Origin of the sequence: Paraburkholderia sprentiae WSM5005, from assembly GCF_001865575.2 — a bacterium.
In the GTDB taxonomy this organism is placed as follows: Bacteria; Pseudomonadota; Gammaproteobacteria; order Burkholderiales; family Burkholderiaceae; genus Paraburkholderia; species Paraburkholderia sprentiae.
Genome location: NZ_CP017561.2, coordinates 712428 through 738319 on the forward strand (window position 1 = coordinate 712428; position 25892 = coordinate 738319).

Genomic DNA, 25892 nt, shown 5'->3' on the forward strand with positions numbered 1-25892 from the left:
CGATGAGCCGGTTAAGCGCGCGACGGCGCCGCGTGAGCCGCCGCCGCGGCTTCAGCGAGAGGTCGACGCGCATTGGCGTGCGCCGGCCCACGCCGACACGTCATGCGACGCGCGAGCGCCGCAGGAACGCCGGAATCGAGCTGACCACATCGGGCTTGCCCGCATTGCCGGCGATGAACGGGCTCCACGGTTGCGCGCGAACCGGTCCCTTGGTGCGCCAGACGACGTTGAACTGGCCGTCCGCGCGCACCTCGCCGATCATCACCGGCTTGTGCAGATGGTGGTTGCCATCCATCTCCAGCGTGAAGCCCGACGGCGCGGCGAAGGTCTGCCCGACCATCGCGACGCGTACCTTGTCGACGTTGGTGCTTTTCGCTTTCTCGACTGCCTGCTTCCACATATGAATGCCGACGAAGGTCGCTTCCATCGGATCGTTGGTCACGCGTTTCGTGCCGCCCGGCAGGTTGTTGTCCTTGACCCACGCGGCCCATTGCTTCTTGAACTTCTCGTTGGCCGGGTTGCGCAGCGACATGAAGTAGTTCCAGGCGGCGAGATTGCCGACGAGCGGCTTCGTATCGATCCCGCGCAGTTCTTCCTCACCGACCGAGAACGCGACGACCGGCACATCCGACGCCTTCAGCCCCTGGTTGCCGAGCTCCTTGTAGAACGGCACGTTCGAATCGCCGTTCACGGTCGAGATCACCGCGGTCTTGCCGGCCTGCGAAAAGGTCTTGATATTCGCGACGATGGTCTGATAGTCGCTGTGGCCGAACGGCGTATAGACCTCCTGAATATCGGCTTCCTGCACGCCTTTCGACGTGAGGAACGCGCGCAGGATCTTGTTGGTCGTGCGCGGATACACGTAGTCCGTACCGAGCAGGAAGAAGCGCTTTGCACCGCCACCTTCGGCGCTCATCAGATATTCGGTCGCGGGAATCGCCTGCTGGTTCGGTGCGGCGCCCGTATAGAACACGTTGCGCGACATCTCCTCGCCTTCGTACTGCACCGGATAGAACAGCAGGCCGTTCAGCTCCTCGAACACCGGCAGCACCGACTTGCGCGACACCGAGGTCCAGCAGCCGAACACGACCGCGCACTTGTCCTGAGTCAGAAGCTGGCGCGCCTTCTCGGCGAAGAGCGGCCAGTTCGACGCGGGGTCGACGACGACCGGCTGGATCTGACGGCCCATCACGCCGCCGTTCTTGTTGATGTCGGCGATCGTCATCAACGCGGTGTCTTTCAGCGATGTTTCGGAGATCGCCATCGTGCCGGACAGCGAATGCAGGATCCCCACCTTGATCGGGCCGCTATCGGACTGCGCGTGCGCGAACGGCACGCGGCCCGCGAGCGCGAGCGCGCCGGACATGGAGCCGAACTTCAACAGACTGCGACGTTTCATGTGCTTTCCCCTTGCCATTGATGGTCACTGTTTATGAGCGTCGAATTCAGCCAGACGTGCTGTGCGCGCACGACTTGCCGCTCGTCTACTGCAAGGCACATGCCATGCGAACCCATCCGGCGCGATGCAGGTGCGATGCACGCTGCGGCGCGGCGGTCGGCGCAGGGGCGATGCGCTGTCCGATCGCCGCCGCGGCGCGAAACTGGTGCAGTCGCGCACGCCGCGCCTCGTTCGGGTGCGCGTCGCGCCGCGACGAAGCGTAGTTCGCCGCCAGCGAAGCGCTGTGAGCCGACGCGGTACAACGGCGGTGCATGGGCGGCCTCAGTGCGCCGCGTCTTTGTGCATGACGCGCGCTCTGCCTACACTGAAAGACCATCGATGCAGAACAAGGAGACCCCACATGAGCGAACGTGCCGCCGTCAACCCACCCGATATGTCCGCCTTCTGGATGCCCTTCACCGCGAACCGTCAGTTCAAAAGCGCGCCGCGGCTGCTGGCGAGCGCGAAGGGGATGTACTACACGACGCACGATGGCCGCCGCATACTCGACGGCACGGCGGGCCTGTGGTGCGTGAACGCCGGCCATTGCCGCGACGAGATCGTCGCGGCGGTGCAGGCGCAGGCCGCGGAAATGGATTTCGCGCCGACCTTCCAGATGGGACATCCGAAGGCCTTCGAGGCGGCGACGAAAATCGCGCGTCACACGCCGGGCGATCTGAAGCACATCTTCTTTGCGAACTCGGGTTCCGAAGCGGTCGATACCGCGTTGAAGATCGCGCTGGCCTATCACAGGGCGAAAGGCGAAGGCCAGCGCACACGGATGATCGGACGCGAGCGCGGTTATCACGGTGTCGGCTTCGGCGGGATCTCGGTCGGCGGTATCGCGCCGAATCGCAAGGCGTTTTCAGGCGGGCTGCTGCCCGCGGTCGATCATCTGCCGCATACGCTGAATCTGAAGGAGGCGGCGTTTTCGAAGGGGCAGCCCGCGTGGGGCGCGCATCTGGCCGACGAACTCGAGCGGCTCGTGACGCTGCACGATGCGTCGACGATTGCCGCGGTGATCGTCGAACCGGTGGCGGGCTCCACCGGCGTATTGATTGCGCCGCAAGGCTACCTGCAGCGTTTGCGGGAGCTTTGCGACAAGCACGGCATCCTGCTGATTTTCGACGAAGTGATTACCGGCTGGGGGCGGCTCGGCGCGCCGTTCGCCGCGCAGTACTTCGGCGTGACCCCCGATCTGCTGACGATGGCCAAGGGCACCAACAACGCCGCGGCGCCGATGGGCGCGGTCGCCGCGAGCGCGAAGATTCACGACACGATCGTGGGCGGCGCGCCGGGCGGCATCGAACTATTCCACGGCTATACGTATTCGGGGCATCCGATCGCGGCGGCCGCGGCGTGCGCAACCATCGATCTGTACGAACGCGAGCAGCTATTCGAACGGGCCGCGCGAATGGCGCCTATCTTTGAACGCGCGATTCACAAGCTGCGCGGCGAGCCGCATGTGATCGATGTGCGCAATCTGGGGCTTGTCGGCGGCGTGGAGTTGGCGTCGCGCGACGGCGCGCCGGGCGCGCGGGCCTACGATGTGTTCGTGCGTTGCTTCGAGAAGGGCGTGCTCACGCGCTATACCGGCGATATTCTCGCGTTCTCCCCGCCGTTGATCGTCGATGAGGCGCAGATCGACGAGATCTTTGGGACGGTGGCGGAGGTGTTGAGGGAGACGGCGTAGCGCGGAGGTGGGGGCGTGGGCACAAAAAAGCCGACTTGGGAGGGTCGGCTTTCCGTATGCCAGTGTCTTGAACCGTGCTCGCATCTGATGCTGAAGTTTGATCATGGCGCATAGTCGCGAATACTGTCCATCGCCGCTGTCATCACGCGAATGTCGTTAAGTGCGCTTGGTGCGCCGCCACCTGGCGTGCGCCGACTAGTCGTGTTGCCGTAGCCATGCCGACTCACACAGGACGGCTACTTCTGCACCGCATGAGGGATCAAGCGCGAATAGTGTCGCCTTTCCTGCGAGTATGTCCTGAGCGATCTTTTCTGCCTGCTCCTGAGATACAAGCGCCGGTTTGGAGTCGGTCCAGCTACGGATCCATCCGATAATGGTCCTCACGTCGCTGACAGAAAATGAATGCTTCGGCGACAGCAATACGCGTGAGACAACGTTTTGCTCTGCGAAGTCCAGCATCCGCAGGGAGATCACCCGCTTGAAAAGCAGAACCTCAATTTCACCGTTGACGCGCTTAAAGCCAAGCTCGAACTCGCGCTCATCGCGACGATGCTCAATCCGAAAGAGCTCTGCATCGTGGAAGCTGGGGAAATTCTGAATATCCCGCACGTTTGCGTAATTTGATTTTTCCATTTCATCTCCGTCGATTAGGGGAGCAACGAAAACGGTAGACCGGGACCGCGCCCGAGTTTGCCGCTGAGCGGATTGATCGCCCAGTTGTGGGCATGGGGTACGCCCTGACCGTGATCATGATCAAAGTCGAAGTCAACGACACGTTGTCCGTCATCTCCAAACATGCGCATTTGCCCGCTGCCAGGGTTCGTGTACCACGTACCGGGTTCGCCTGTATTGGGCGTTTTAGCGATATCAAAGGAGTCCCCACTGACGGCATCCCGCGTGTATTCGAACGGCTGTGCATTGCCAAGCAGCGTTGAGACCTCTCTATCGGCGGCCCGCGCACGGACCGCGGCGACAGGCGCATCGAGAACGCCTGCGCCGTCGCTGTCGCCGCCAGACGTGGCTGCGCGCGCGGCTATCAACCGGGTTTGCCGCGTGCCCGGATCATACTGCCCGGACAGCATGGGTCCGTCGTTCGTGAACTGGACTGCCCTCGCCGTGAACGTCCCTATTGGCGCGGTGTGCGATGACGGAAAGAAGTCAGCACGACGCCCTTTAATCGCAAGCAGCGTGCCCCTACGCACCTCGTCGAGAAGCGCACTGATAACCCACCAGCCATCTATCTCGGGGTTCCGGTCCCGCACATTATGAAACCACAGCCAGCCATGCTTGATGATGCGCTCGACCAGCTTCCGGTCCTTCCCCCAGTCGCGACAGTTCAGTCCGGCAATACCGAGAAATTCCCCCGTTTCTGCTTGGGCCTGCTCGAGGTCGGCGGCCTTGCGCAGGCACGCCTTGTAGTGCCACTCGTCGCAGATTACATAACAAGCACCCGGAGGCCTTTGGCAAAACATCTCCACGGAGTGCATCTCGAATACGGACAAGGACATAGGCGTGCCGACGATCTATTTGAAGTCGCTGCCCGGATCGGCAGCGACCAGATGATCACCGCGCGACAGGTTGTCCGTATATGGGCGACGGCCCAAAAAATTTCGGGCCGCTTTCGCTAGCGCGCGCAACGGTCGTGATGGGCTGAATGATCGCTCACAAAAACAAAACACCCCGCAAGCCGTCGATCTTGCGGGGTGTTCGTCACCACTTCTGGCGCAGCGCCAACGAAAAGCGGCGCAAGGACCGTCAGCCCTTGCGCCGCTTCAATGCGCTGCCTTTGCGGTGAATCTCAGTAAGTCGGAACCGACGGATCGACCTGACGCGACCAGGCGTCGATGCCGCCTTGCAGATTGAACACGTTGGCGTGTCCGCGCGATTCGAGGAACATCGCGACCTGCGCACTACGCGCGCCGTGATGGCAGATGCAGACGATCTGCGCGTCGTCATCGAGCTCTTCGCTGCGTGCCGGAATCTCGCGCATCGGAATCGACACGACGCCGGGCATCGACGCCGTTTGCAGTTCCCACGGCTCGCGCACGTCGAGCAGCACGGGCGCGGGACGCGAGGTATCGGCGAGCCATTCGGCGAGTGCGGGAGCGGTCAGGTTTTGCATCAGCGGGACATCCAGTTCAAAGGACGGCGGCTTACTCGGCCCGTCCGGATCAACAATACACCTCGAAGCGAGCGAAAACGCCGCTTAGAACCTGAACCGCGCCGGCTGCACGGCATTGGCGAGCGGCTCGACGTAGGTTTCGAACACGTCGGAGATGCGGTATTGCTTCTCGTCGATGCGCGTGATGATTTGCGCCTTCATTACCGGCGCGCTGCCGACGAACGCCGAGAGACGGCCGCCGACCTTCAGCTGTTCGAGCATTTCCTGCGGCAGCACCGGCAAACCGCCCGACACGCAGATTACGTCGTACGGCGCCGCGCCGCTCCAGCCGCGCGCGGCGTCACCGGTCGCGACTTCGACGTTCAGCACGCCGTTGGCGATCAGGTTGGCCTTCGCGAGTTCGGCCAGTTCCGGTTCGATGTCGACCGTCAGCACATGTTGCGCGCGATGCGCGAGCAGCGCCGCCATGTAACCCGAGCCCGCGCCGATTTCGAGCACGCTTTCGTGCTTCTTCAACGCCAGCTCCTGCAGCACGCGCGCCTCGACGCGCGGCGCCAGCATGTGCTGGCCGGCCGGCAGCGGCACTTCGAAGTCGACGAAAGCGAGGTCGTGGTAAGCGGCGGGGACGAAATTCTCACGTTTGACGATCGACAGCAGATTCAGCACGTCCTGGTCGAGCACTTCCCAGGGGCGGATCTGCTGTTCGATCATGTTGAAACGCGCTTGCTCGATGTTCATGGTGGATTCGGCGGTTTGGTTTGGCGAGCGGGCGACGGCTGCCGCTGACGTTTGTCCTGACCCGGCCCCGGCGGATTGCCGCGGCCGCGGCTTTGGAGCAAGGCGTTCACTTGCAAGCCGCGTCAGGGGAACTGCGGGATTGTACCAAATGGCTGACACGCCCCGGACGCTCGCGGGCAGGCGCGAGGCCGACGGCCCCCGTGTTAATCCCTAGCGATCCGTCCTTGCGATTCGCCTCGCCGTCGCCCAAAAATGTAATCGATTACATTCCCGCTGCGAGGCCGTGTGTCCCGAACGCCATCCCGCCCGTCGCCGGCCGTGTTGTCCCGCGCGGGCAGTCAACCTCGACGCCAATCGCAGACGCGGCCGCCGCGCGCGTCCGACGGGCCGTCGATCGCCGGCGTGGCCGAGCAGGCGGGCGTGTCGGTCGCGACGGTGTCGCGCGTGATGAACGGCCATGAGAATGTGCGGCCCGCCACGCGCGATAAAGTACTCGCCGCGATCGACGCGAGCGGCTACCGCGTGAACGAACTCGCGCGCAATCTGCGCACCGCCGAAAGCCGTCTGCTGTTGACGATGGTGCCGGACTTCGGCAATCCGTTTTACGCGGAGATCGTGCGCGGCATCGACAGCGTCGCGCGGCAGCACGGCTATTTCATGCTGCTATGCGACACCGGCGCGGACCCCGGGCGCGAGCGCAGCTACTTCGACATGCTGCGGCGCCGCCGCGCGGACGGCGCGATCTGCCTCGATCCGGCGACGATCCAGCAGGCGCTCGGCGAGGCGTCGCAGGCGCTGCCGTGGGTCGCGTGCTGCGAGTTCGATCCGCAGATGGGCGTGCCGTACGTCGGCATCGACAACTACCGCGCAGCGGGCGACGCCGTGCGCCATCTGCTCGCGCGCGGCCACCGGCGCATCGGTCTCATCAATTCCGACGTCGACTATCTGTATGCGCGCCAGCGTCAGCAAGGTTACGTCGACGCATTGAGCGACGCGGGCATCGCACCCGAACCGCGCTGGCGCATGAATCTGAACAGCCTCGATTACGAAGCGGGCGCGTCGGCCGCGGCCGGGTTGATGCGGCAGTCCGATGCGCCGAGCGCGATCTTCGCGGTGTCGGACACGCTCGCGATCGGCGTGATCCACGGCTTGCGCAGCGTCGGCAAGCGCGTGCCCGACGACGTCGCCGTGGCCGGCTTCGACGACATCTCGCTCGCCGCGCAGATCGATCCGCCGCTCACGACGATCGCGCAGCCGATGCGCGAGCTCGGCGAGACCGCCGCGCGTCTGCTGCTGCAGCGCCTCGCGAATCCGCAGGCCAACGTGCCGGGCGTGCTGCTGCCGCATCGTCTGGTGATCCGTGGGAGTGCGTGAGCCATGAGTCTCGCGATCCGCTTCGACGACATTCGCAAAGACTTCGGCCCGGTGCGCGTGTTGCATGGTGTCAGCTTCGAGCTGGCGCCCGGCCGCATCTACGGTCTGCTCGGCGAGAACGGCGCGGGCAAGTCGACGCTGATGAAAATCCTCGCCGGCTACGAAACCGCAACGTCGGGCAGCGTGCTGGTCGACGGCCACGTGCAGCGCTTCGCCGGTTCGCGCGATGCCGAGGCGCAGGGCATCGTGCTGATCCACCAGGAGTTCAACCTCGCCGAGCATCTGACGATCGCGCAGAACATGTACCTCGGTCACGAGAAGCGCCGCGGCTGGTTCGTCGACGATGCCGCGATGCGCAGCGATGCCGCGCGCTATCTCGCGCAGGTCGGGCTCGAACGCGCGCCGGACACGAGGGTGCGTGAGCTGATCGTCGCGGAAAAGCAGATGGTCGAGATCGCGAAGGCGCTGTCGCGCCGCGCCCGCCTGCTGATCATGGACGAGCCGACCGCGACGCTGACGCCCGCCGAAACCGACCGGCTGTTCGCGCTGATGCTCAAGCTCAAGGCCGATGGCGTGACGATCGTCTACATCTCGCACAAGCTCGACGAAGTGGAGCGCATCACGGACGAAGTGATCGTGATGCGCGACGGCCGTTTCGTCGCGCGCGGTGAAACCGCGGGCCTTGCGCGTCAGCAGATGGCCAATCTGATGGTGGGGCGCGACGTATCCGATATGTTCCCCGACAAGCAGACGGTGCCCGCCGACACGCCGATCGCGTTGCGCGTGCGTGGCCTCACGGTGCCCGACTGGGTCGACGATCTCAGCTTCGAGGTGCGCACGGGCGAAGTACTCGGCTTCGCGGGGCTCGTCGGCGCGGGCCGTACCGAGGCGTTCGAGGCGATCATCGGCTTGCGCAAACGCACCGGCGGCAGCATCGAAATCGCGGGCCGGCCGGTCGATCTGAAGAACCCGCGCGACGCGATGCGCCACGGCCTCACGTATCTGAGCGAGGACCGCAAGGGCAAAGGGCTGCACGTCGACCTGAGCCTGCAGGACAACGTCACGCTGATGACGCTCGCACGCTACGCGCATCCGCTGCTCGACATGAAAGCCGGTCGCGCGGCTTTGCAGAAGGCCGTGGGCGAATTCGGCATTCGCACCGGCGACCTGTCGAGCCGCGCGCGCATGCTGTCGGGCGGCAATCAGCAGAAGCTCGCGCTCGCGAAGTTTCTGCAGCCCGACCCGAACGTGATCGTGCTCGACGAGCCGACGCGCGGCGTCGACGTCGGCGCGAAACGCGACATCTACTTCCTGATTCATCGTCTCGCCGCGCAAGGCCGCGCGGTGATCGTCGTTTCATCCGAACTGGTCGAGCTGATCGGCTTGTGCCATCGCGTCGCCGTGATGCGCGCGGGACGCCTGCAAGCGACGCTGACGCTCGAGCATCTGACCGAAGAGGAGTTGATCGCTCATGCGACCGGCACCCACTGAAGCCGTCCAATCAGGCCGCGCGCTGCGCGTCGCGCAGCGGCTCTACACGCTCGGGCCGCTGGCCGGGCTGGTCGTGCTGTGCATCGTCGGCACGCTGCTCAATCGCGACTTCGCGACGCTCGGCAACCTGATGAACGTGCTCACCCGTACCTCGTTCATCGGCATCATCGCGGTCGGCATGACCTTCGTGATCATCTCGGGGGGCATCGATCTATCGGTCGGCTCGATGGCCGCGTTGATCGCGGGCATCATGATCTGGCTGATGAACGGGCTCGCCGCGGGTGCGGCCGGTCATGCGTTGCCGCCGCTCGTGATCGTGACGATCGGCATCGTCGCGGCGCTCGTGCTCGGCGCGCTGTTCGGCTGCGCGCACGGGCTGCTGATCACGAAAGGGCGCATCGAGCCGTTCATCGTCACGCTCGGCACGCTTGGGATTTTTCGCGCGGTGCTGACGTGGCTCGCCGATGGCGGCGCGCTGACGCTCAATGATTCGCTATCCGATCTCTACGGTCCCGTCTATTACGCGAGCCTGTTCGGCGTGCCGGTGCCGATCTGGGTGTTTCTGGTGGTCGCGGCGGGCGGCGCGCTGATCCTCAATCGCACCGCGTTCGGCCGGCACGTGCAGGCGATCGGCTCGAACGAACAGGTCGCGCGTTATGCGGCGATTCGCGTCGATACGGTGAAAATCGTCACGTATGTGCTGCTCGGGATTTGCGTGGGCGTGGCCACGGTGCTCTACGTGCCGCGCCTCGGCTCCGCCACGCCGACCACGGGCCTGTTGTGGGAGCTCGAAGCGATCGCGTCGGTGGTGGTCGGCGGTACCGCGCTCAAGGGCGGCGAGGGACGCTTGATCGGCACCGTGATCGGCGCGATCCTGCTGTCGGTGATCGCGAACATCCTGAACCTGACCAGCATCATCAGCGTGTACCTGAACGCGGCGGTGCAGGGCGTCGTGATTATTTTCGTCGCGTTCGTGCAGCGTGGGCGGCGCTAGCCGTGCGCCTCGAAGCGGCGCGGCCGCAGTGAAAAAAACGCGGGAACGAAACGCAGCAAAGCAGGCGTAGCAAAGCAGGCGCGGTAAACCAACGGCAGGTCCGAAAAATCGGGGCGAGCGAACGCCTCATGATTGGAGACACACACCATGAAGCAAGTCATTCGAGCGATCGGCGCCGGCGTGCTGGCGTTGGGGATCCTGGGCACGAGCGGCGCGGCGCGCGCCGACGACAAGGTCACGCTGGGCGTCGCGATTCCGACGGCCGATCACGGCTTCACCGGCGGCATCGTCTGGTGGGCCAACAAGGCGAAGGAGGATCTCGAGAAGGCGCATCCCGATCTGAAGGTGATCGTGAAGACCGCGGCCAACGCGCCCGAGCAGGCGAACCAGTTGCAGGATCTCGTGACGGTCAACAAGATCAACGCGCTCGTGATCTTCCCGTACGAATCGGCGACGCTGACACAGCCGGTCGAGCAGGTGAAGCGCAAGGGCGTGTACGTGACGGTGGTCGATCGTGGCCTGACGAACACGAGCGCGCAGGATGCCTACGTGGCCGGCGACAACACCGCGTTCGGCAAGATTCCGGCCGAGTATCTGGCGAAAGCGCTCGACGGCAAGGGCAACATCGTCGCGCTGCGCGGCATTCCGACCACGCTCGACAACGAGCGCTGGACCGCCTTCACCGGCGTGTTGAAAAACTATCCGGACATCAAGATTCTCGACGCGAAGTACGCGAACTGGAATCGCGACGACGCGTTCAAGGTGATGCAGGACTACCTGACGCGCTTCAAGCACATCGACGCCGTGTGGGCCGCCGACGATGACATGGCGGTCGGCGTACTGAAGGCGATCGATCAGGCCAAGCGCAACGACATCAAGATCGTGTTCGGCGGCGCGGGCTCGAAGGGCATGGTGAAGAACGTGATGGACGGCGCGCCGATGATCAAGGCCGACGTGTCGTACTCGCCGAAATTCATCTACGACGCGATCAAGCTGACGGCCGAAGCGCGACTGAAGGGCGACAAGCTGCCGGCCACGACGATCATTCCGTCGGTGCTGATCACGAAGGAAAACGCCCAGCAGTTCTACTTCCCCGACTCGCCGTTCTGAGCGGCGCTCCGGGCATCGTCTAGCGCGCGCGGGCGTGGTCCGCGTGCAACGTTCGAGGAACCGTACGATGAAAACCATCCAGGGGCCGGCGATTTTTCTCGCGCAGTTCATGGGCGACGACGTGCCGTTCGACAACCTCGCGCATCTCGCGGGCTGGGCCGCGGGTCTCGGCTTCAAGGGTATCCAGGTGCCGTGCGACCCGCGCCTGATCGATCTCGAGAAGGCGGCCGCGAGCGACGCGTATTGCGACGAACTGCGCGAGAGCGCCGACAACGCGGGCGTCGCGATCACCGAACTATCGACGCATCTGCAAGGGCAGCTGGTCGCCGTGCATCCGGCTTACGACGCGCTGTTCGACGGCTTCGCCGCGCCGCAGGTGCGCGGCAATCCGGCGGCGCGCACCGAATGGGCGATCGCGCAGATGAAGCTCGCGGCGCAGGCGTCGCGTCGCTTGGGCTTGAGCACGCACGTGTCGTTTTCGGGCGCGCTCGCGTGGCCGTATCTGTACCCGTGGCCGCAGCGGCCGGCCGGTCTCGTCGAACTCGCGTTCGATGAACTCGCGCGCCGCTGGAGGCCGATTCTCGATGCGTTCGACGCGGCCGGCGTGGACGTCTGCTACGAACTGCACCCGGGCGAAGACCTGCACGACGGCGTGACGTTCGAGCGTTTTCTCGCCGCGGTCGAACAGCATCCGCGCGCGAACATTTTGTACGACCCGAGCCACTTCGTGCTGCAACAGCTCGACTATCTGGCGTTCATCGATATCTATCACGAGCGCATCAAGGCGTTCCATGTGAAGGACGCGGAGTTTCGTCCGACCGGCAAGCAGGGCGTGTACGGCGGCTATAGCGGCTGGGTCGAACGCGCGGGGCGCTTTCGCTCGCTCGGCGATGGGCAGATCGACTTCGGCGCGATCTTCTCGAAGATGGCGCAGTTCGATTTTCCGGGCTGGGCCGTGCTCGAATGGGAATGCGCGTTGAAGCATCCGCACGACGGGGCCCGCGAAGGCGCCGAGTTCATTCGCCGGCACATCATCCGCGTGGCCGAGCATGCATTCGATGACTTCGCGGGCAGCGGCGTCGATAACGCGCAGCTAAAGAGCGTGCTGGGCATTTGACCGACGGCCGACGCAAAACAGGGAGCGCAAGCGATGCAGCGCAGAAGGCTCAGGCTGGGCATGGTCGGCGGCGGGCAGGGCGCGTTCATCGGCGCGGTGCATCGGATCGCGGCGCGGCTCGACGATCGGTTCGAACTGGTGGCGGGCGCGTTGTCGTCCGATCCCGGGCGCGCGCGGGCGAGCGCCGTCGAAGCGGGCATCGCGCGCAGCTACGCGGACTGGCGCGAGATGGCGCGCGCCGAGGCCGCGCGCGACGACGGCATCGACGCGGTCGCGATCGTCACGCCAAATCATCTGCATGCGCCGGTCGCGACGGCGTTTCTCGAAGCGGGCATCCACGTGATCTGCGACAAGCCGCTCGCGGTTTCGCTCTCTGAAGGCGAGGCGCTCGCGCAGCTCGCGCATTCAAAAAAGCGGCTGTTTGCGCTGACGCATACCTATTCGGGCTACCCGCTCGTGCGGCACGCGCGCGAGCTGGTCGAACATGGCGAGTTGGGCGAGATACGCGTCGTGCAGGTCGAGTACGCGCAGGACTGGCTCGCCGAGCCGGTCGAAACCGGCGGCGCGAACAGGCAGGCGGGCTGGCGTACCGATCCGGCGCTGGCTGGGCCGGCCGGGTGCCTAGGCGATATCGGCACGCACGCGTATCAGCTGGCCGCTTTTGTGACGGGGATGATGCCGCGGGCGCTGTGCGCGGAGTTGCACACGTTCGTGCCGGGACGTCGTATCGACGATCACGTGCAGGCGATGCTGCGTTATGCGAGCGGCGCGCGCGGCATGTTGTGGGCGAGCCAGGTGGCGAGCGGCGCGGAGAACGCGCTGCGCTTGCGGGTGTATGGCACGAAGGCGGGGCTCGCGTTCGATCAGGAGGAGCCGAACGCGTTGTGGTTCACGCCGTTGGGCGGTGCTGCCGAGCGCTTGACACGCGCTCGTGTGACAAGTCCGGTTGCCGCGCATGCGACGCGCGTGCCGGCCGGGCATCCGGAAGGCTATCTGGAAGCGTTCGCGCAGTTGTACAAGGATGCGGCATTGCAGATCGATGCGTTAAACGATGGTCGCGCGCCGCCACCGGAAAGCTTGTTGTTGACGACGGTCGATGATGGCGTCGACGGTTTGCGGTTTATCGACGCGGTGCTGAAAAGCAGTGCGGCCGATGGACGGTGGGTGGAGATCGCAAGGGCGTGAAGCGTTGAACTGAAGCGCAAGGCCGGCGAAGCTGCCCAAGCGTCAACCGCCCTTGCTTTTCTTGATCTGCGCCTCGAATGCGATATCGAACTTGCTGGCCTTGCGCGGCTTCTGCGGGCCATAGGCATCGACGAACTTGACGAAGTCGTCGAGTGTGAGCGGGTCGGACACTTTCTTGTCGACCCCGCCCGATTTGTCGACCAGATAGAACAGGCCGCCGGACAGGCTGATCGCGGCGAAGCGCGGGTTGCCGGTACGCGTTTTCAGGCGCTCGACGGCGTGAATGGCTCGGGTAGTGCGCATGATGAGACTGCGGGTGCTGATTGGGTAGAGCGCTACTTTAGCAGTTCAACTCCCGATGCAACGCCCGATACTCGTGCGCCAGCTTATGCCCCGGATCGAGATGAATGACAGGCGTTGCCAGCTGATGCGATTCGCGGATCTTCACCGACGATGACAAGCGCGACCCCAGCACCGGCAACCCCTCGCTAATGAGTTCGTCGACGAGCTTCTGCGGCAGGCTCGCGCGAGGCTGGAACTGGTTGATGACGATGCCTTCCACCGCCAGCGCGGCGTTGTGATCCTGCTGGATCTCCTTCACGTTTTCGAGCAGCGTATAGAGCGCGCGACGCGAAAAGTCATCGCAGTCGAACGGGATCAGACAACGCTCGACGGCGATCAGCGCCGAGCGCGTGTAGAAGTTCAAAGCGGGCGGCGTGTCGATGTAGATCGCGTCGTACATGTCGAGCTCGTTCAGCGCGTCGCGCAGCTTGTAGATCTTGTAGCGTGATTCGAGCTTGCCGTGCAGCGTGTCGAGGTCGGGATGGGCGGGCATCACGTCGAGATTCTCGAAGCGCGTCGGATGGATGAACGAGGTGGCTTCCACAGGCTTGAAGCTGAAGCCGAGCGCGGTTTCGAAGAAGCCGGCGACGGTGGGGTTGACTTCGCTCGCCTGCGGGCCGAGCAGGTATTGGGTCGAATTCGCCTGGGCGTCGAGGTCGATCACCAGCGTGCGCAACCCTTCGCTCGCGCTGATGGCCGCCAGGTTGCAGACGATGGTCGATTTGCCAACGCCGCCCTTCTGATTGAATACAACGCGCCGCATGGTCTCCCCTTGAACGGAAGCGGTGACGAAGCGCCCAGCATACCCGAGTCGGATGACGGCGCTGATTTCGACGGGGCGCGACGCCCCGATGCCAGCATTACTGGCTCAGATAAACGAACTTGCCATTCTTGACGGTGCCCATCACGCTCGCCCGCTGATCGAGGCCGACGTGGTCCTTCGGGCTCGTATCGACGACTCCGTTCGGCACCACCAGTTCATGCGCATGCTCGAGCTCGTCGCGCAACGCGACGCGAAACGCCGGGGTGCCCGGCTGCGCGGTCTTCAACGCACGCGCGACGGCGTCCTGCAGCCGCGGATACACGCCGGCCGCGTCGCCCGCGAACTGCGTGACGCTGCCGGGGCCGTACTTCGCCTCGTATGCGTCGACGAACGCGAGCGCCGCCTTCTTCGACGGATGATCGGCCGGCAGCGTGCGCGCGACGACGACCGGCTGCGTCGGAAACAGCGTGCCTTCCACGTCTTTACCGCCGAGCTTGATGAACTCCGGCGTCGCGATACCGTGCGTCTGATAGATCGGCCCCTTGTAGCCGCGCTCGATCAGCGTGCGCTGCGGCAGCACCGTCGGCGTGCCCGCGCCGGCGATCAGGATCGCGTCAGGCTTTGCAGCCATCAGCTTCAGGATCTGGCCGGTCACGCTCGCGTCGGTGCGGTTGTAACGCTCGGTCGCGACCAGCTGGATATGGCGCAGCGCCGCGAACTTGCTGAACTCGTGGAGCCAGCTTTCGCCGTAGCCATCCGCGAAACCGATGAAGCCGACCGTCTTCACGTTGTGGTTCGACATATAGCGCGTCATCACATCGGCCATCGCGCTATCGGTCTGCGCCATCTTGTAGGCCCAGATCTTCTTGCCTTCCTGTGGCTCGACCACGCTTGCCGAGCCGATCAGCGTGATCATCGGCGTCTGGCTGTCGGCGACCGGGTCGAGCGCGGCCATCGCGGCCGGCGTGATGTTCGGGCCCACGATCACGTCGACGTGATCCTCGTTGATCAGCTTGCGGATGTTGCGCACGGCGTTGCCGGGGTCGGACGCGTCGTCGACGAAGATGTAGTCGGCTTTCTGGCCGGCGATCGTCTGCGGCCACATCAGCATCGCGTTTTTGCTCGTGATGCCGATCACGGCGGCCGGTCCGGTGCTCGACAGATCGATGCCGACTTTCAGGTCGGCGTGCGCGGCGCCGGCGACGAGCAGCGCCGCGGCTGCGAGGCCGTGCAGGGTGTTGCGTACTTTATTGTTGTGCAACTTCATCGGAAGGTCTCCGTAGCGAGAGAGCGGTATGGAAGCGGTTCAAAGCTCATAGGTTTCGTGTTCGCCCTTGAGCGCCTGCTCGATCAGCTTGCGGTTCAGGCTCGGCGACAGCAGTTCGACGAGCGTGTACACGTAGCTGCGCAGATACGCGCCCTGTTTCAGCGCGACGCGCGTCACGTTGCTGCCGAACAGATGGCCGACCGGCATCGCGCGCAAATGGCGGTCGCGCTCGGCGTTGAACGCGATGTCGGCCATGATGCCGACGCCGAGGCCCAGCTCGACATAGGTCTTGATCACGTCGGCGTCGATCGCCTCGAGCACGATGTCGGGATGCAGACCGCGCAGGCGGAACGCCTCGTTGATCTTGGTGCGGCCGGCGAACGCGTTGTCGTAGGTGATCAGCGGGTACTGGGTCAGGTCGTCGATCGACAGCAGCTTGCGCTCGAGCAGCGGATGGTCCGGCTGCATCACCGCGACGTGGTGCCACTGGAAGCAGGGCAGCGACACCAGATCTTTGTAATTGGAAATCGCCTCGGTCGCGATCGCGAGGTCGGCCTGATCGTGCAGCACCATTTCGGCGACCTGAGTGGGGCTGCCTTGCAGAATCGAAAGGTGCACCTTCGGGAAGCGCTTCTTGAACTCGGCGATCGCCGCGGGCAGCGAGTAGCGCGCCTGCGTGTGGGTCGCGGCGATCGTCAGGTTGCCTTGGTCCTGCGCCGCGTAGTCCTTGCCGACCCGCCTCAGGCTTTCCACTTCCTGGAGGATTTTTTCGACCGATTGCAATATGATGCGGCCCGGCTCGGTCAGCGAGCGCACGCGCTTGCCGTGGCGGGTAAAGATTTCGACGCCGAGTTCATCCTCGAGCTCGATGATCGCCTTGGAGACCCCCGGCTGACTCGTAAACAGTGCCTTGGCAGCTTCGGTGAGGTTGAAGTTCTGCCGCACAGCCTCGCGGACGAAGCGGAATTGGTGCAGATTCATATATAACCTCGCCGCATATAGAAAGAATTTTTTAGTCGTTTGCAATATAAGGCGAGTTTATTACGATCTGTCCATCTTTTTCAATATGGATATCTGTATTTGTTATAAGCAAATGAGCGATGGGTCTAAACGCTCGCTTGCGACAGCTGACAAAGCAGGTATTCAAGCCGCGGCCGAGCCGGACGGTCGCGTGTCACGCAAGTTTCGAAAAAAATTGGGGCCCCCTAATGTACCAATACGATCAGTACGACCAGACCATCGTCGATGAACGGGTCGCGCAGTACGCCGATCAGGTTCGCCGCCGCTTGTCGGGCGAATTGAGCGAAGAGGAATTCCGTCCGCTGCGTCTGCAGAACGGCCTGTACTATCAGCGCCACGCGTACATGCACCGCATCGCGATCCCGTACGGCAATCTGCGCAGCGACCAGATGCGCGTGCTCGCGCAGATCGCGCGTGAACACGACCGCGGCTACGGCCATTTCTCGACGCGTTCGAACATCCAGTACAACTGGATCAAGCTCGAAGAAACGCCGGAGATTCTGCGCAAGCTCGCGTCGGTGCAGATGCACGGCATTCAGACCTCGGGCAACTGCATCCGCAACATCACCGCGGATCAATTCGCCGGCGTCGCGCCCGACGAAGTGGTCGACCCGCGTCCGTGGGCCGAAATCCTGCGTCAATGGTCGACGTTCCACCCGGAATTCGCGTGGTTGCCGCGCAAGTTCAAGATCGCCGTGTCGGGTTCGAAGGAAGACCGCGCGGCCGTGCAGATCCACGACATGGGCGTGTATCTGCGCAACAACGAACAGGGCGAACTGGTGGCCGATATCCTCGCCGGTGGCGGCCTGGGCCGTACGCCGATCGTCGGCGCGGTGATCCGCCGCGATCTGCCGTGGCAGCACCTGCTGACCTACAGCGAAGCCGTATTGCGTGTGTACAACCGCTACGGCCGTCGCGACAACATGTACAAGGCGCGTATCAAGATTCTGGTGAAGGCGCTGTCGCCAGAGAAGTTCGCCGCGCAGGTCGAAGAAGAGTGGCAGCACCTGAAGGACGGTCCGTCGACGCTCACGCAGGCCGAAGTCGATCGCGTGACGCAATACTTCGCGCCGCCCGCTTACGACAAGCTGCCGGACACCGACACGTCGTTCGAAAAGCATCTGCTCGAAAACCGCGCGTTCGCGCGCTGGGTCGAGCGTAACGTGCGTCCGCACAAGGTGGCGGGCTACGCGTCGGTCACGCTGTCGCTGAAGCCGACCACGGTCGCGCCGGGCGACGCCACCGACGTGCAGATGGAAGCGGTCGCCGACTGGGCCGACGAGTACTCGTTCGGCAAGATTCGCGTGTCGCACGAACAGAACCTGATTCTCGCCGACGTGAAGAAGCGCGACCTGTTCGCGCTGTGGGAAAAAGCCAAGGCGCAAGGTTTCGCGACGCCGAACATCGGCTTGTTGACCGACATCATCGCGTGCCCGGGCGGGGACTTCTGCTCGCTCGCGAATGCCAAGTCGATTCCGATCGCGCTCGCGATCCAGGAACGCTTCAGCGATCTCGACTACGTGTACGACCTCGGCGACGTGTCGCTGAACATCTCGGGCTGCATCAACGCGTGCGGTCACCATCACGTCGGCAACATCGGCATTCTGGGCGTCGACAAGGACGGCTCGGAGTGGTACCAGGTGACGCTCGGCGGCGAGCAGGGCACGGGTGCGACAGGCGCTCACCTTGGCCGCGTGATCGGCCCGTCGTTCTCGGCCGAGGAAATGCCCGACGTGATGACGAAGGTGATCGATACGTTCGTGGAAAACCGCCAGGAAGGCGAACGTTTCATCGATACCTACACCCGCATCGGCATCGCGCCGTTCAAGGAGCGCGTGTACGCCGCGCGTCAACCGGCCCACGCGTAACCGCGAAAGGATACTGAACAGATGGCTTCTATCATCAAGAACCGCGCGATCGTCAACGACGACTGGAGTGTCGTGCGTCCCGCGGAAGATGGCGCTTTGCCCGCGGTAAGCGAACTGCCGGCCGGCAAGGTCATCGTGCCGCTGGCACTGTGGCAGGCCGAGCGCGATGCGCTCGTCGCCGCGCGTCGAGCCGCCGACATCGGCGTGTGGCTCGCGCCCGATAACGAACCGGCGGATATCGTCAGCGACTTCGACAAGCTCGCGCTGATCGCCGTGGACTTCCCGGTGTTCCGCGACGGCCGCGGCTACAGCATCGGCCGTCTGCTGCGCGAGCGCTATGGCTACACGGGCGAACTGCGGGCGATCGGCGACGTGCTGCGCGACCAGATCACGTTCATGTTCCGCTGCGGCTTCGACGCGTATGCATTGCGCGCCGACAAGGACATCAACGACGCGTTGAAAGCGTTCGACGACTTCAGCGTGCAATACCAGGGCGCCGTGGACACGTCGCCGCTGTTTCGCCGCCGCGCCGCGCAGGCTGGCGCCGCCAAGGTCCCAGCATGAGCACCGCACAATCATTGAGCCCGGAGCTCGCAGCGAAGGTCGAGCGCCTCGACGCGCTGCTCGACTCGATTGCAACGCGTCACGCGAATGTGAAGCTCGCGAGCAGCCTCGCGGCCGAAGACATGCTGCTCACGCACGCGATCCTGTCGCGCGGCGTGAAGATCGGCATCTTCTCGCTGAATACGGGGCGTCTGCATGCGGAAACGCTCGGCATGCTCGATCGCGTGAAAGAGCGCTACGGCTACGACATCGAGCAGTTTCATCCGCAGGCGGCCGCGGTCGGGCAGTATGTGAGCGAGCATGGCCTGAACGCGTTCTACGAAAGCATCGAGCTGCGTAAGCGCTGCTGCGAGATCCGCAAGGTCGAGCCGCTCAATCGCGCGCTCGCCGACGTCAGCGCCTGGGTGACCGGGCAGCGTCGCGACCAGTCGGTTACGCGTGCCGAGCTGCACGAGGAAGAGCACGACGGCGCGCGCAACATCGCCAAGTTCAACCCGCTCGCGGACTGGAGCGAAGCCGAAGTCTGGGATTACCTCAAGACCTTCGACGTGCCGGTCAATCCGCTGCATGCGCGCGGTTATCCGAGCATCGGCTGCGAGCCGTGTACGCGCGCGATCCGCCCCGGCGAAGACAGCCGGGCGGGGCGCTGGTGGTGGGAGTCGCGCGATACCAAGGAATGCGGCTTGCATATCACGGCGATTACCCCGATCGCGGTCGAGCGCAACGAAAACGCGTCGGCCTGAGCGCCACGCACCGAGCTTGCGGTCGACCGCCGCCGCTACCGATCTGAATACTTCCGTCCGTGCGAGAAGCGCTTGCCGGGCGAATCAACGAAGGACCCGCTATGAGCACCACGCTCGATTCCACTGTCAACGCTCCGCTTGCCAATACGGTCAACCGGATCGATCACCTCGATTGGCTCGAAGCCGAGTCGATTCACATCCTGCGCGAACTGGTCGCCGAATGCAGCAAGCCGGCGCTGCTGTTTTCCGGCGGCAAGGATTCGGTCGTGGTGCTCGCGCTCGCGCTGAAGGCGTTCGGCCTCGGCGCAAACCGCAAGACGCAGCTGCCGTTCCCGCTCGTGCATATCGACACGGGCCATAACTACGGCGAAGTGATCGACTTCCGCGATCGTCGTGCGCAAGAGATCGGCGCCGAACTGGTGGTCGGCCACGTTGAAGATTCGATCAAGCGCGGCACCGTGCGTCTGCGTCGCGAAACGGATTCGCGCAACGCCGCGCAAGCGGTCACGCTGCTCGAGACGATCGAGCAATACGGCTATACCGCGATGATCGGCGGCGCGCGCCGCGACGAAGAAAAGGCCCGCGCGAAAGAACGCATCTTCTCGTTTCGCGACGAATTCGGCCAGTGGGACCCGAAGGCCCAGCGCCCGGAACTGTGGAGCCTCTACAACGCGCGTCTGCACAACGGCGAACACATGCGCGTGTTCCCGATCTCGAACTGGACCGAGCTCGACGTGTGGCAGTACATCGCGCGCGAGCAACTCGAACTGCCGTCGATCTACTACGCGCACCAGCGCGAGATCGTGCGCCGCAACGGCCTGCTCGTGCCGGTCACGCCGCTCACGCCGATGCGCGAAGGCGAGACGAGCGAACAGGCGCTCGTGCGTTTCCGCACGGTCGGCGACATCAGCTGCACCTGCCCGGTCGAAAGCGACGCGGACGACCTCGAGAAGATCATCGCCGAAACGGCCGTCACCGAAATCACGGAACGCGGCGCGACCCGGATGGACGATCAGGTGTCGGAAGCGGCGATGGAGCAGCGCAAGAAGCAGGGTTATTTCTAAGCACACGACGAAGGTAAAGCAACCATGAGCAGTGTTCATCAACCAGAAGACCTCGGCGTGCTGCGTTTCATCACCGCGGGCAGCGTCGACGACGGCAAGAGCACGCTGATCGGCCGCCTGCTGTACGACAGCAAGGCCGTATTGAGCGACCAGCTCTCGGCGCTGTCGCGCGCGAAGAACAAGCGCACCGTCGGCGACGAAATCGATCTGTCGCTGCTGACCGACGGCCTCGAAGCAGAGCGCGAGCAGGGCATCACGATCGACGTCGCGTACCGGTACTTCGCGACTGCCAAGCGTAAGTTCATCATCGCCGATACGCCTGGCCATGAGCAGTACACGCGCAACATGGTGACGGGTGCGTCGACCGCGCACGCCGCGATCATCCTCGTCGACGCGACGCGCGTGACGTTCGAACACGGCGTCGCGCAACTGCTGCCGCAAACCAAGCGTCATAGCGCGATCGTCAAGCTGCTCGGTCTGCAACACGTGATCGTCGCGATCAACAAGATGGACCTCGTCGACTACAGCGAAGCGCGCTTCAACGAGATCCGCGACGCGTACGTCGAGCTCGCGCGTCACCTCGGTCTGCAGGACGTGCGCTTCGTGCCGGTGTCGGCCCTGAAGGGCGACAACATCGTCACCGCGAGCGAGCGCATGCCGTGGTACGCGGGCGAGCCGCTGCTCGACCTGCTCGAAGCGCTGCCGGTCGAAACCGCGAGCGGCGAGGCGCTGCGCTTCCCGGTGCAGTGGGTCGCGCGTCAGGACGGCAGCCAGGCGGATGATTTCCGCGGCTACATGGGCCGAGTCGAATCGGGCGAAGTGAAGCTCGGCGACACGATCGTCGTGCTGCCGGCCAATCGCGAAGCGACCGTGGCCGAGATCATCGCGCCGGTGGTCGGCGGCACCGCGCAGGTGGACCGCGCGTTCGCCGGTCAGACGGTAACGATCCGTCTCGCGCAAGACGTCGACGTGTCGCGCGGCGACACCTTCGTGCTGCGCGAAACGGCGCCGGAGCCGGCGAAGAAGCTCGAGGCGGACCTGTGCTGGTTCGACGACACGCCGCTGTCGACGCAGCGCAAGTATCTGCTCAAGCAGACCACCAGCACGGTGTTCGCCAAGATCGGCGCGATCAGGGAAGTGCTCGACGTGCATACGCTGTCGCAGGCGACCGATCGCAAGGAACTGGCGATGAACGACATCGGCCGTGTCGCACTCACTCTGCAGAAGCCCCTCGTATGCGACGCGTATGACTCGCATCAGGGCACCGGTGCGTTCGTGCTGATCGACGAGGCGACGAACCACACGGTCGCGGCTGGCATGATCCGCGCGTTTTCCGCCTGAGCACGGCGTAAGCGTCGCTCCAACGAACAGGTTGATGCTCATGGGTAAGGTTTATCTGATCGGCGCGGGACCCGGTGCCGCGGACCTGATTACGGTGCGCGGCGCGCGGCTGCTCGGTGCCGCCGACGTCGTGCTGCACGACGCGCTGGTCGAGCCGGCAATGCTCGACTACGCGCCCGCGCGCGCGAAGCGCATTGCGGTCGGCAAGCGCTGCGGCCAGCTATCGACGGCCCAGCAGTTCATCAACAAGCAGATCGTCGATGCGGCTTTGGAGCACGACGTGGTCGTGCGTTTGAAGGGCGGCGATCCGATGTTGTTCGGCCGCGCCGACGAAGAGATGCGCGCGCTCGAAGCCGCGGGCATCGAGTATGAGGTCGTGCCGGGCATCACCGCCGCGCTGGCGAGCGCCGCAACGCTGAAGCGTTCGCTGACGCTGCGCGGCGTGTCGCGCAGCGTCGCGCTCGCGACGTTCAGCCGTGCGGCCGGTTCCGATGAGATCCGCGAGCAGGTCAACGCCGATTCGCTAGTGTTCTACATGGGGCGCGACAGCGGCGTCGAAATCGCGCAGCAACTGATCGATGCCGGCAAGCCCGCGACGACGCCCGTCGCGATCGTCGAGGCGTGCAGCACGCCGCGCGAACGCATGCTGACGCTGACACTGGAAGATCTTGCGGCCGGCGAAGCGCAGCGCTGGGTCGATGCGTCGCAGCCGAGTCTGTTGATGATCGGCGACGCATTCGCGCAGCGGCAGAGCGACGCGAAGTGCTCGTCGAATGGGATGCGGGTCGCGGCGTGACGTTTCCCGGCAGGGCCGGCTTGCCAGCGGCCAATGAGCCAACCGGAACGAAAACAATCAGATCTGCCGCAAGCAATACTGCGCGAGCGCATCCAGCACCGAATCATCTTCACCGACCGCCACCGCGCAGCGAATCTCGATACCGGGATTCGCGGCGCGGCATTGATCGACGATCGTGGGCAAGTCCTCGCGGACATGTCCGCCTTGCCCGAAGAACACCGGCACCACGGTAATCGCATCGCAACCTTGCGTGACGAGTTGGGCGACGGCCGCCGGCAGATTGGGATCCATCAGTTCGAGAAAGGCGAGCGTCACCGCCTGAGCTTCGCCCGTCGCCGCGCGTGCGGCGCGCAGCTTGTTAGCGAGCCGCTCGAACGGCTCGCGCCAGCGCGCATCGCGCGCGCCGTGACCAAACAGAATCAGTCCATGCATAGCCATCGCGTCAGCTCCTGACGATGCCTTTCAACGCACTGGCGTTAGTGCCGGTCGACCCACTTCAACCCGACGAGTCCCAGCACCAGGTAGACGAGCCCCGGCGTCGCGGCGGTCAACGGCGCGGGCCACGTGTTGAGTGTGCCGATATGCGAGAACAGCGTATTGAACAGTTGGAAGCTCATGCCGAGCATGATGCCGCCGAACACCTTCATGCCGACCACACCCGCGCGCGTATGCAGATACGCGAACGGCAGCGACAGCACCAGCATCACGAACACCGCGAACGGATACAGCAGCTTGCGCCACAGCGCGATTTCATAGCGCTGCGTGTCCTGATGGTTTTCGGTCAGATGCTGGATATAGCGGAACAGATTGAACATCGACATCCGGTCCGGCGACACCAGCAGCACCGAGAGGATTTGCGGTGTCAGTTCGGAGCGCAGCGAATACTCGGGCAGCGTGACCTGCTTCGCGCGATAGACCGGATTGAGCGCATCGGCCGGCGTGCCGGGAGCCGGGGCGACGTCGAGCAGTTGCGTGTCGGTCACGCCGGTCAGCAGCCAGTGGCCCGGCGGCTGATAATGGCCGCTTTGCGCGATGCGCACGTTCGACAGGCGGAACTTCGAATCGAACTCGTAGATGCGCACGTTGCTGATCGTCGCGTCGGGCTTCAGCTCGCCGACGTTGACGAAGCGCGTGACCTGCTCGCCGTCGGCGCGCTCGGTCAGCGTGTCCTTGACCCATACGCCCGACTGGAAGTTGCTCGACACCGACGAGCCGAGCGCCTCGAGCCGCACGCGCTCGGACAGCTGATCCGTGTACGGGCCCACCACTTCGCCGATCAGATAGGTGAGGATGACGAGCGGAATACCGATCTTCAGCAGCGAGCGCAGCGCCCGGTTGGTGGCGAGGCCCGACACGCGAAAGATCGTGTATTCGGAGTTCGCCGCCATCTGCGCGAACACGTAAATCGCGCTGATCAGCGCCGCGACCGGAATGATTTCATAGAAACGCGACGGCGTTTGCAGCGCGACACGCAGCACCGCGTACTGAAACTTGTAGTTGCCGTGGCCGACCGAGTTCAGTTCATTGATCAGGTCGAAGAAAAAGAACAGACCTGAAAATGCAAACAGGATGAATACGAACGTGAGATAGATCTGACGCGCGAAATACCTTTCATATATGCGCATCGGTCAGGCTCCCTGCGAACGGCTGAACATGGCGCGCGTGAACAGCGGCCGGTTGCGCACGCGCAGCCAGAAGATGAACGCGACGATCCCAAGCACGATCACGTGCAGGATCACGAGTCCGACGCCGAACGACATCTTGCCCTGCTCGATCCATGCCTGCACGACGTTCAGCAGATTCGAATACGTGAGGTAGATCAACACGGCCATCACGAGGTTGATGGTGCGGCTGCGCCGCGGGTTCTGGTGCGCGAGCGGAATCGCCAGCAGCATCAGGTTGATCGCGATCAACGGAAGACCCGCGCGCCATGCGAACTCGGCGAGGTTCTCTTTAGTGGGATTGCGCAGCAGCGTGAGCGTCGGCAAGCCTGTGGTGGTCGGCGTATTGACCACCGGCTGGCTCTGGATCTTCACGCCGTAGCGCTCGAACTCCATGATGCGGAAATCGGGGTGGCCCGGCTCGCCGTCGTAGCGGCGGCCGTTTTCCAGCACGACGAAACGGTCGCCGTTCTTGTGCGTCTCGATGTGGCCGTTCTTCGACACCACCACGTTGACCTTGCCGCCCTCGGTGCTCGTCACGAACACGTTCTCGACATGCCCCTGGTCGGGCGACATCTTCTCGATAAAGAATACGCGATGCGTGGTCGGCGATTCGCGGAACTGCCCCGGCGCGAGCAGCGAGACTTCGTCGCGCTGCTGGAAGCGCGCGCGGATCAGCTTGCTCTGCTGGTTCGACCACGGCCAGCCGACGAATACGAAGAACATGATCAGAATGATGATCGGCGTGGCGAAAATACCGATCGGCTTGATGAATCGCGTGAGACTCACGCCCGAGGACAGCCACACGACCATCTCGGAGTCTTTATACCAGCGTGTGAGCACGAACAGGATCGACACGAACAGCGTCGCGACGAGCATGATGGCCAGATAGCCGATCACGGTGAGACCGATCAGGACCAGCACGTCGCGCGGGTCGATTTCACCCGAGGCCGCGAAGCCGACGATGCGGATCATCATCGTCGTCAGCACGAGCGTGAGGAGAACCATGAACACGGCGCCAGCCGTGTACGCGAGTTCGCGCTGGAGGGAGCGTTCAAAGATCATTATTGATGACGAGAGGGGGCGCTCACGGCGACGCGCGGGTTCGTTCCCGTCACGCCTCCGGTGCAGCCGCCGCGGGAAAAATAGCGGATAATTGCGGCTTTCATCCTAAGCCCAGACTTTATCCGAGGACAAGCGC

26 protein-coding genes are annotated in these 25892 nt (G+C 64.1%); 14 read left to right on the forward strand and 12 right to left on the reverse strand.

Annotated features, from left to right (window positions below):
• Nucleotides 1-100 precede the first annotated feature (100 nt).
• Entirely contained in the window at nucleotides 101-1399 is a 1299-nt protein-coding gene (urtA, locus tag BJG93_RS03350; protein WP_027196937.1) for an urea ABC transporter substrate-binding protein, read from the reverse strand.
• 400 nt (nucleotides 1400-1799) lie between these two features.
• Here urtA and BJG93_RS03355 point away from each other — a divergent pair, with 400 nt between their 5' ends.
• Nucleotides 1800-3131 carry an aspartate aminotransferase family protein gene (locus BJG93_RS03355; RefSeq protein ID WP_027196939.1) on the forward strand — a complete coding sequence of 444 codons (1332 nt, stop codon included), beginning with the start codon at nucleotides 1800-1802 and terminating at the stop codon, nucleotides 3129-3131.
• A gap of 195 nt (nucleotides 3132-3326) precedes the next feature.
• Here the strand turns inward: BJG93_RS03355 and BJG93_RS03360 are convergent, their stop codons facing one another.
• Together BJG93_RS03360 and BJG93_RS03365 are read right to left on the reverse strand one after the other, a co-directional pair.
• Nucleotides 3327-3764: a hypothetical protein gene (locus tag BJG93_RS03360; RefSeq protein ID WP_027196940.1), complete on the reverse strand. Its 438-nt coding sequence runs from the start codon at nucleotides 3762-3764 to the stop codon at nucleotides 3327-3329.
• Nucleotides 3765-3778: 14 nt separating this feature from the next.
• Nucleotides 3779-4639, reverse strand: coding sequence for a hypothetical protein (locus BJG93_RS03365; protein WP_082194610.1), 861 nt, complete (start codon nucleotides 4637-4639; stop codon nucleotides 3779-3781).
• Between the two features lie 146 nt (nucleotides 4640-4785).
• On the opposite strand from BJG93_RS03365, the gene BJG93_RS03370 reads away from it, so the two are divergent.
• Nucleotides 4786-4926 carry a hypothetical protein gene (locus BJG93_RS03370; RefSeq protein ID WP_154671807.1) on the forward strand — a complete coding sequence of 47 codons (141 nt, stop codon included), beginning with the start codon at nucleotides 4786-4788 and terminating at the stop codon, nucleotides 4924-4926.
• Nucleotides 4927-4929: 3 nt separating this feature from the next.
• Here the strand turns inward: BJG93_RS03370 and BJG93_RS03375 are convergent, their stop codons facing one another.
• Both BJG93_RS03375 and BJG93_RS03380 read right to left on the reverse strand, forming a co-directional pair.
• A complete protein-coding gene (locus BJG93_RS03375) occupies nucleotides 4930-5253 on the reverse strand; it encodes a rhodanese-like domain-containing protein (RefSeq protein ID WP_027196941.1) in 324 nt (107 codons plus the stop codon).
• Between the two features lie 84 nt (nucleotides 5254-5337).
• Entirely contained in the window at nucleotides 5338-5991 is a 654-nt protein-coding gene (locus BJG93_RS03380; RefSeq protein WP_027196942.1) for a protein-L-isoaspartate O-methyltransferase family protein, read from the reverse strand.
• 285 nt (nucleotides 5992-6276) lie between these two features.
• Here BJG93_RS03380 and BJG93_RS03385 point away from each other — a divergent pair, with 285 nt between their 5' ends.
• The 6 genes from BJG93_RS03385 to BJG93_RS03410 all read left to right on the forward strand — a co-directional run bounded on the left by BJG93_RS03385 (nucleotide 6277) and on the right by BJG93_RS03410 (nucleotide 13262).
• Complete coding sequence (locus BJG93_RS03385) at nucleotides 6277-7365, forward strand: LacI family DNA-binding transcriptional regulator (protein WP_027196943.1); 1089 nt, start codon at nucleotides 6277-6279, stop codon at nucleotides 7363-7365.
• A 3-nt stretch (nucleotides 7366-7368) separates the two neighbouring features.
• Nucleotides 7369-8856 (forward strand): sugar ABC transporter ATP-binding protein, encoded by a 1488-nt coding sequence (locus BJG93_RS03390; protein WP_027196944.1) that lies wholly within the window; start codon nucleotides 7369-7371, stop codon nucleotides 8854-8856.
• On the forward strand, nucleotides 8837-9850 hold the full coding sequence (locus BJG93_RS03395) for an ABC transporter permease (RefSeq protein ID WP_027196945.1): 1014 nt from the start codon (nucleotides 8837-8839) through the stop codon (nucleotides 9848-9850). The genes BJG93_RS03390 and BJG93_RS03395 overlap by 20 nt, the downstream gene beginning before the upstream one ends.
• 147 nt (nucleotides 9851-9997) lie before the next feature.
• On the forward strand, nucleotides 9998-10960 hold the full coding sequence (locus BJG93_RS03400) for a substrate-binding domain-containing protein (RefSeq protein ID WP_027196946.1): 963 nt from the start codon (nucleotides 9998-10000) through the stop codon (nucleotides 10958-10960).
• A 67-nt stretch (nucleotides 10961-11027) separates the two neighbouring features.
• Nucleotides 11028-12077, forward strand: coding sequence for a sugar phosphate isomerase/epimerase family protein (locus BJG93_RS03405; protein ID WP_027196947.1), 1050 nt, complete (start codon nucleotides 11028-11030; stop codon nucleotides 12075-12077).
• A 33-nt stretch (nucleotides 12078-12110) separates the two neighbouring features.
• On the forward strand, nucleotides 12111-13262 hold the full coding sequence (locus BJG93_RS03410) for a Gfo/Idh/MocA family protein (protein WP_027196948.1): 1152 nt from the start codon (nucleotides 12111-12113) through the stop codon (nucleotides 13260-13262).
• A 42-nt stretch (nucleotides 13263-13304) separates the two neighbouring features.
• On the opposite strand, the gene BJG93_RS03415 is transcribed toward BJG93_RS03410, so the two are convergent.
• The 4 genes from BJG93_RS03415 to BJG93_RS03430 form a co-directional block, all read right to left on the reverse strand.
• Entirely contained in the window at nucleotides 13305-13565 is a 261-nt protein-coding gene (locus tag BJG93_RS03415; RefSeq protein ID WP_027196949.1) for a hypothetical protein, read from the reverse strand.
• A gap of 37 nt (nucleotides 13566-13602) precedes the next feature.
• A complete protein-coding gene (locus BJG93_RS03420; RefSeq protein WP_027196950.1) occupies nucleotides 13603-14367 on the reverse strand; it encodes a ParA family protein in 765 nt (254 codons plus the stop codon).
• 97 nt (nucleotides 14368-14464) lie between these two features.
• On the reverse strand, nucleotides 14465-15634 hold the full coding sequence (locus BJG93_RS03425; protein WP_027196951.1) for an ABC transporter substrate-binding protein: 1170 nt from the start codon (nucleotides 15632-15634) through the stop codon (nucleotides 14465-14467).
• A gap of 39 nt (nucleotides 15635-15673) precedes the next feature.
• A complete protein-coding gene (locus BJG93_RS03430) occupies nucleotides 15674-16615 on the reverse strand; it encodes a CysB family HTH-type transcriptional regulator (protein WP_027196952.1) in 942 nt (313 codons plus the stop codon).
• A gap of 227 nt (nucleotides 16616-16842) precedes the next feature.
• Here BJG93_RS03430 and BJG93_RS03435 point away from each other — a divergent pair, with 227 nt between their 5' ends.
• The 6 genes from BJG93_RS03435 to cobA all read left to right on the forward strand — a co-directional run bounded on the left by BJG93_RS03435 (nucleotide 16843) and on the right by cobA (nucleotide 23030).
• Nucleotides 16843-18522 (forward strand): nitrite/sulfite reductase, encoded by a 1680-nt coding sequence (locus tag BJG93_RS03435; protein WP_027196953.1) that lies wholly within the window; start codon nucleotides 16843-16845, stop codon nucleotides 18520-18522.
• A 21-nt stretch (nucleotides 18523-18543) separates the two neighbouring features.
• On the forward strand, nucleotides 18544-19086 hold the full coding sequence (locus tag BJG93_RS03440; protein WP_027196954.1) for a DUF934 domain-containing protein: 543 nt from the start codon (nucleotides 18544-18546) through the stop codon (nucleotides 19084-19086).
• On the forward strand, nucleotides 19083-19829 hold the full coding sequence (locus BJG93_RS03445; RefSeq protein ID WP_027196955.1) for a phosphoadenylyl-sulfate reductase: 747 nt from the start codon (nucleotides 19083-19085) through the stop codon (nucleotides 19827-19829). Before BJG93_RS03440 ends, BJG93_RS03445 begins: the two co-directional genes overlap by 4 nt.
• Before the next feature lie 101 nt (nucleotides 19830-19930).
• Nucleotides 19931-20893, forward strand: a complete 963-nt coding sequence (gene cysD, locus BJG93_RS03450; RefSeq protein WP_027196956.1) for a sulfate adenylyltransferase subunit CysD — start codon at nucleotides 19931-19933, stop codon at nucleotides 20891-20893.
• Nucleotides 20894-20917: 24 nt separating this feature from the next.
• Entirely contained in the window at nucleotides 20918-22234 is a 1317-nt protein-coding gene (locus BJG93_RS03455) for a sulfate adenylyltransferase subunit 1 (protein ID WP_027196957.1), read from the forward strand.
• A 40-nt stretch (nucleotides 22235-22274) separates the two neighbouring features.
• Nucleotides 22275-23030, forward strand: coding sequence for a uroporphyrinogen-III C-methyltransferase (cobA, locus tag BJG93_RS03460; protein WP_027196958.1), 756 nt, complete (start codon nucleotides 22275-22277; stop codon nucleotides 23028-23030).
• A gap of 57 nt (nucleotides 23031-23087) precedes the next feature.
• Here the strand turns inward: cobA and BJG93_RS03465 are convergent, their stop codons facing one another.
• Genes BJG93_RS03465 through lptF form a run of 3 tightly spaced genes read right to left on the reverse strand, consistent with a single transcriptional unit; the run spans nucleotide 23088 to nucleotide 25756 of the window.
• Nucleotides 23088-23468 carry a sirohydrochlorin chelatase gene (locus BJG93_RS03465; RefSeq protein WP_027196959.1) on the reverse strand — a complete coding sequence of 127 codons (381 nt, stop codon included), beginning with the start codon at nucleotides 23466-23468 and terminating at the stop codon, nucleotides 23088-23090.
• Nucleotides 23469-23506: 38 nt separating this feature from the next.
• Nucleotides 23507-24655, reverse strand: a complete 1149-nt coding sequence (gene lptG, locus BJG93_RS03470; RefSeq protein WP_027196960.1) for an LPS export ABC transporter permease LptG — start codon at nucleotides 24653-24655, stop codon at nucleotides 23507-23509.
• A gap of 3 nt (nucleotides 24656-24658) precedes the next feature.
• On the reverse strand, nucleotides 24659-25756 hold the full coding sequence (gene lptF, locus BJG93_RS03475; RefSeq protein ID WP_027196961.1) for an LPS export ABC transporter permease LptF: 1098 nt from the start codon (nucleotides 25754-25756) through the stop codon (nucleotides 24659-24661).
• Nucleotides 25757-25892 lie beyond the last annotated feature (136 nt).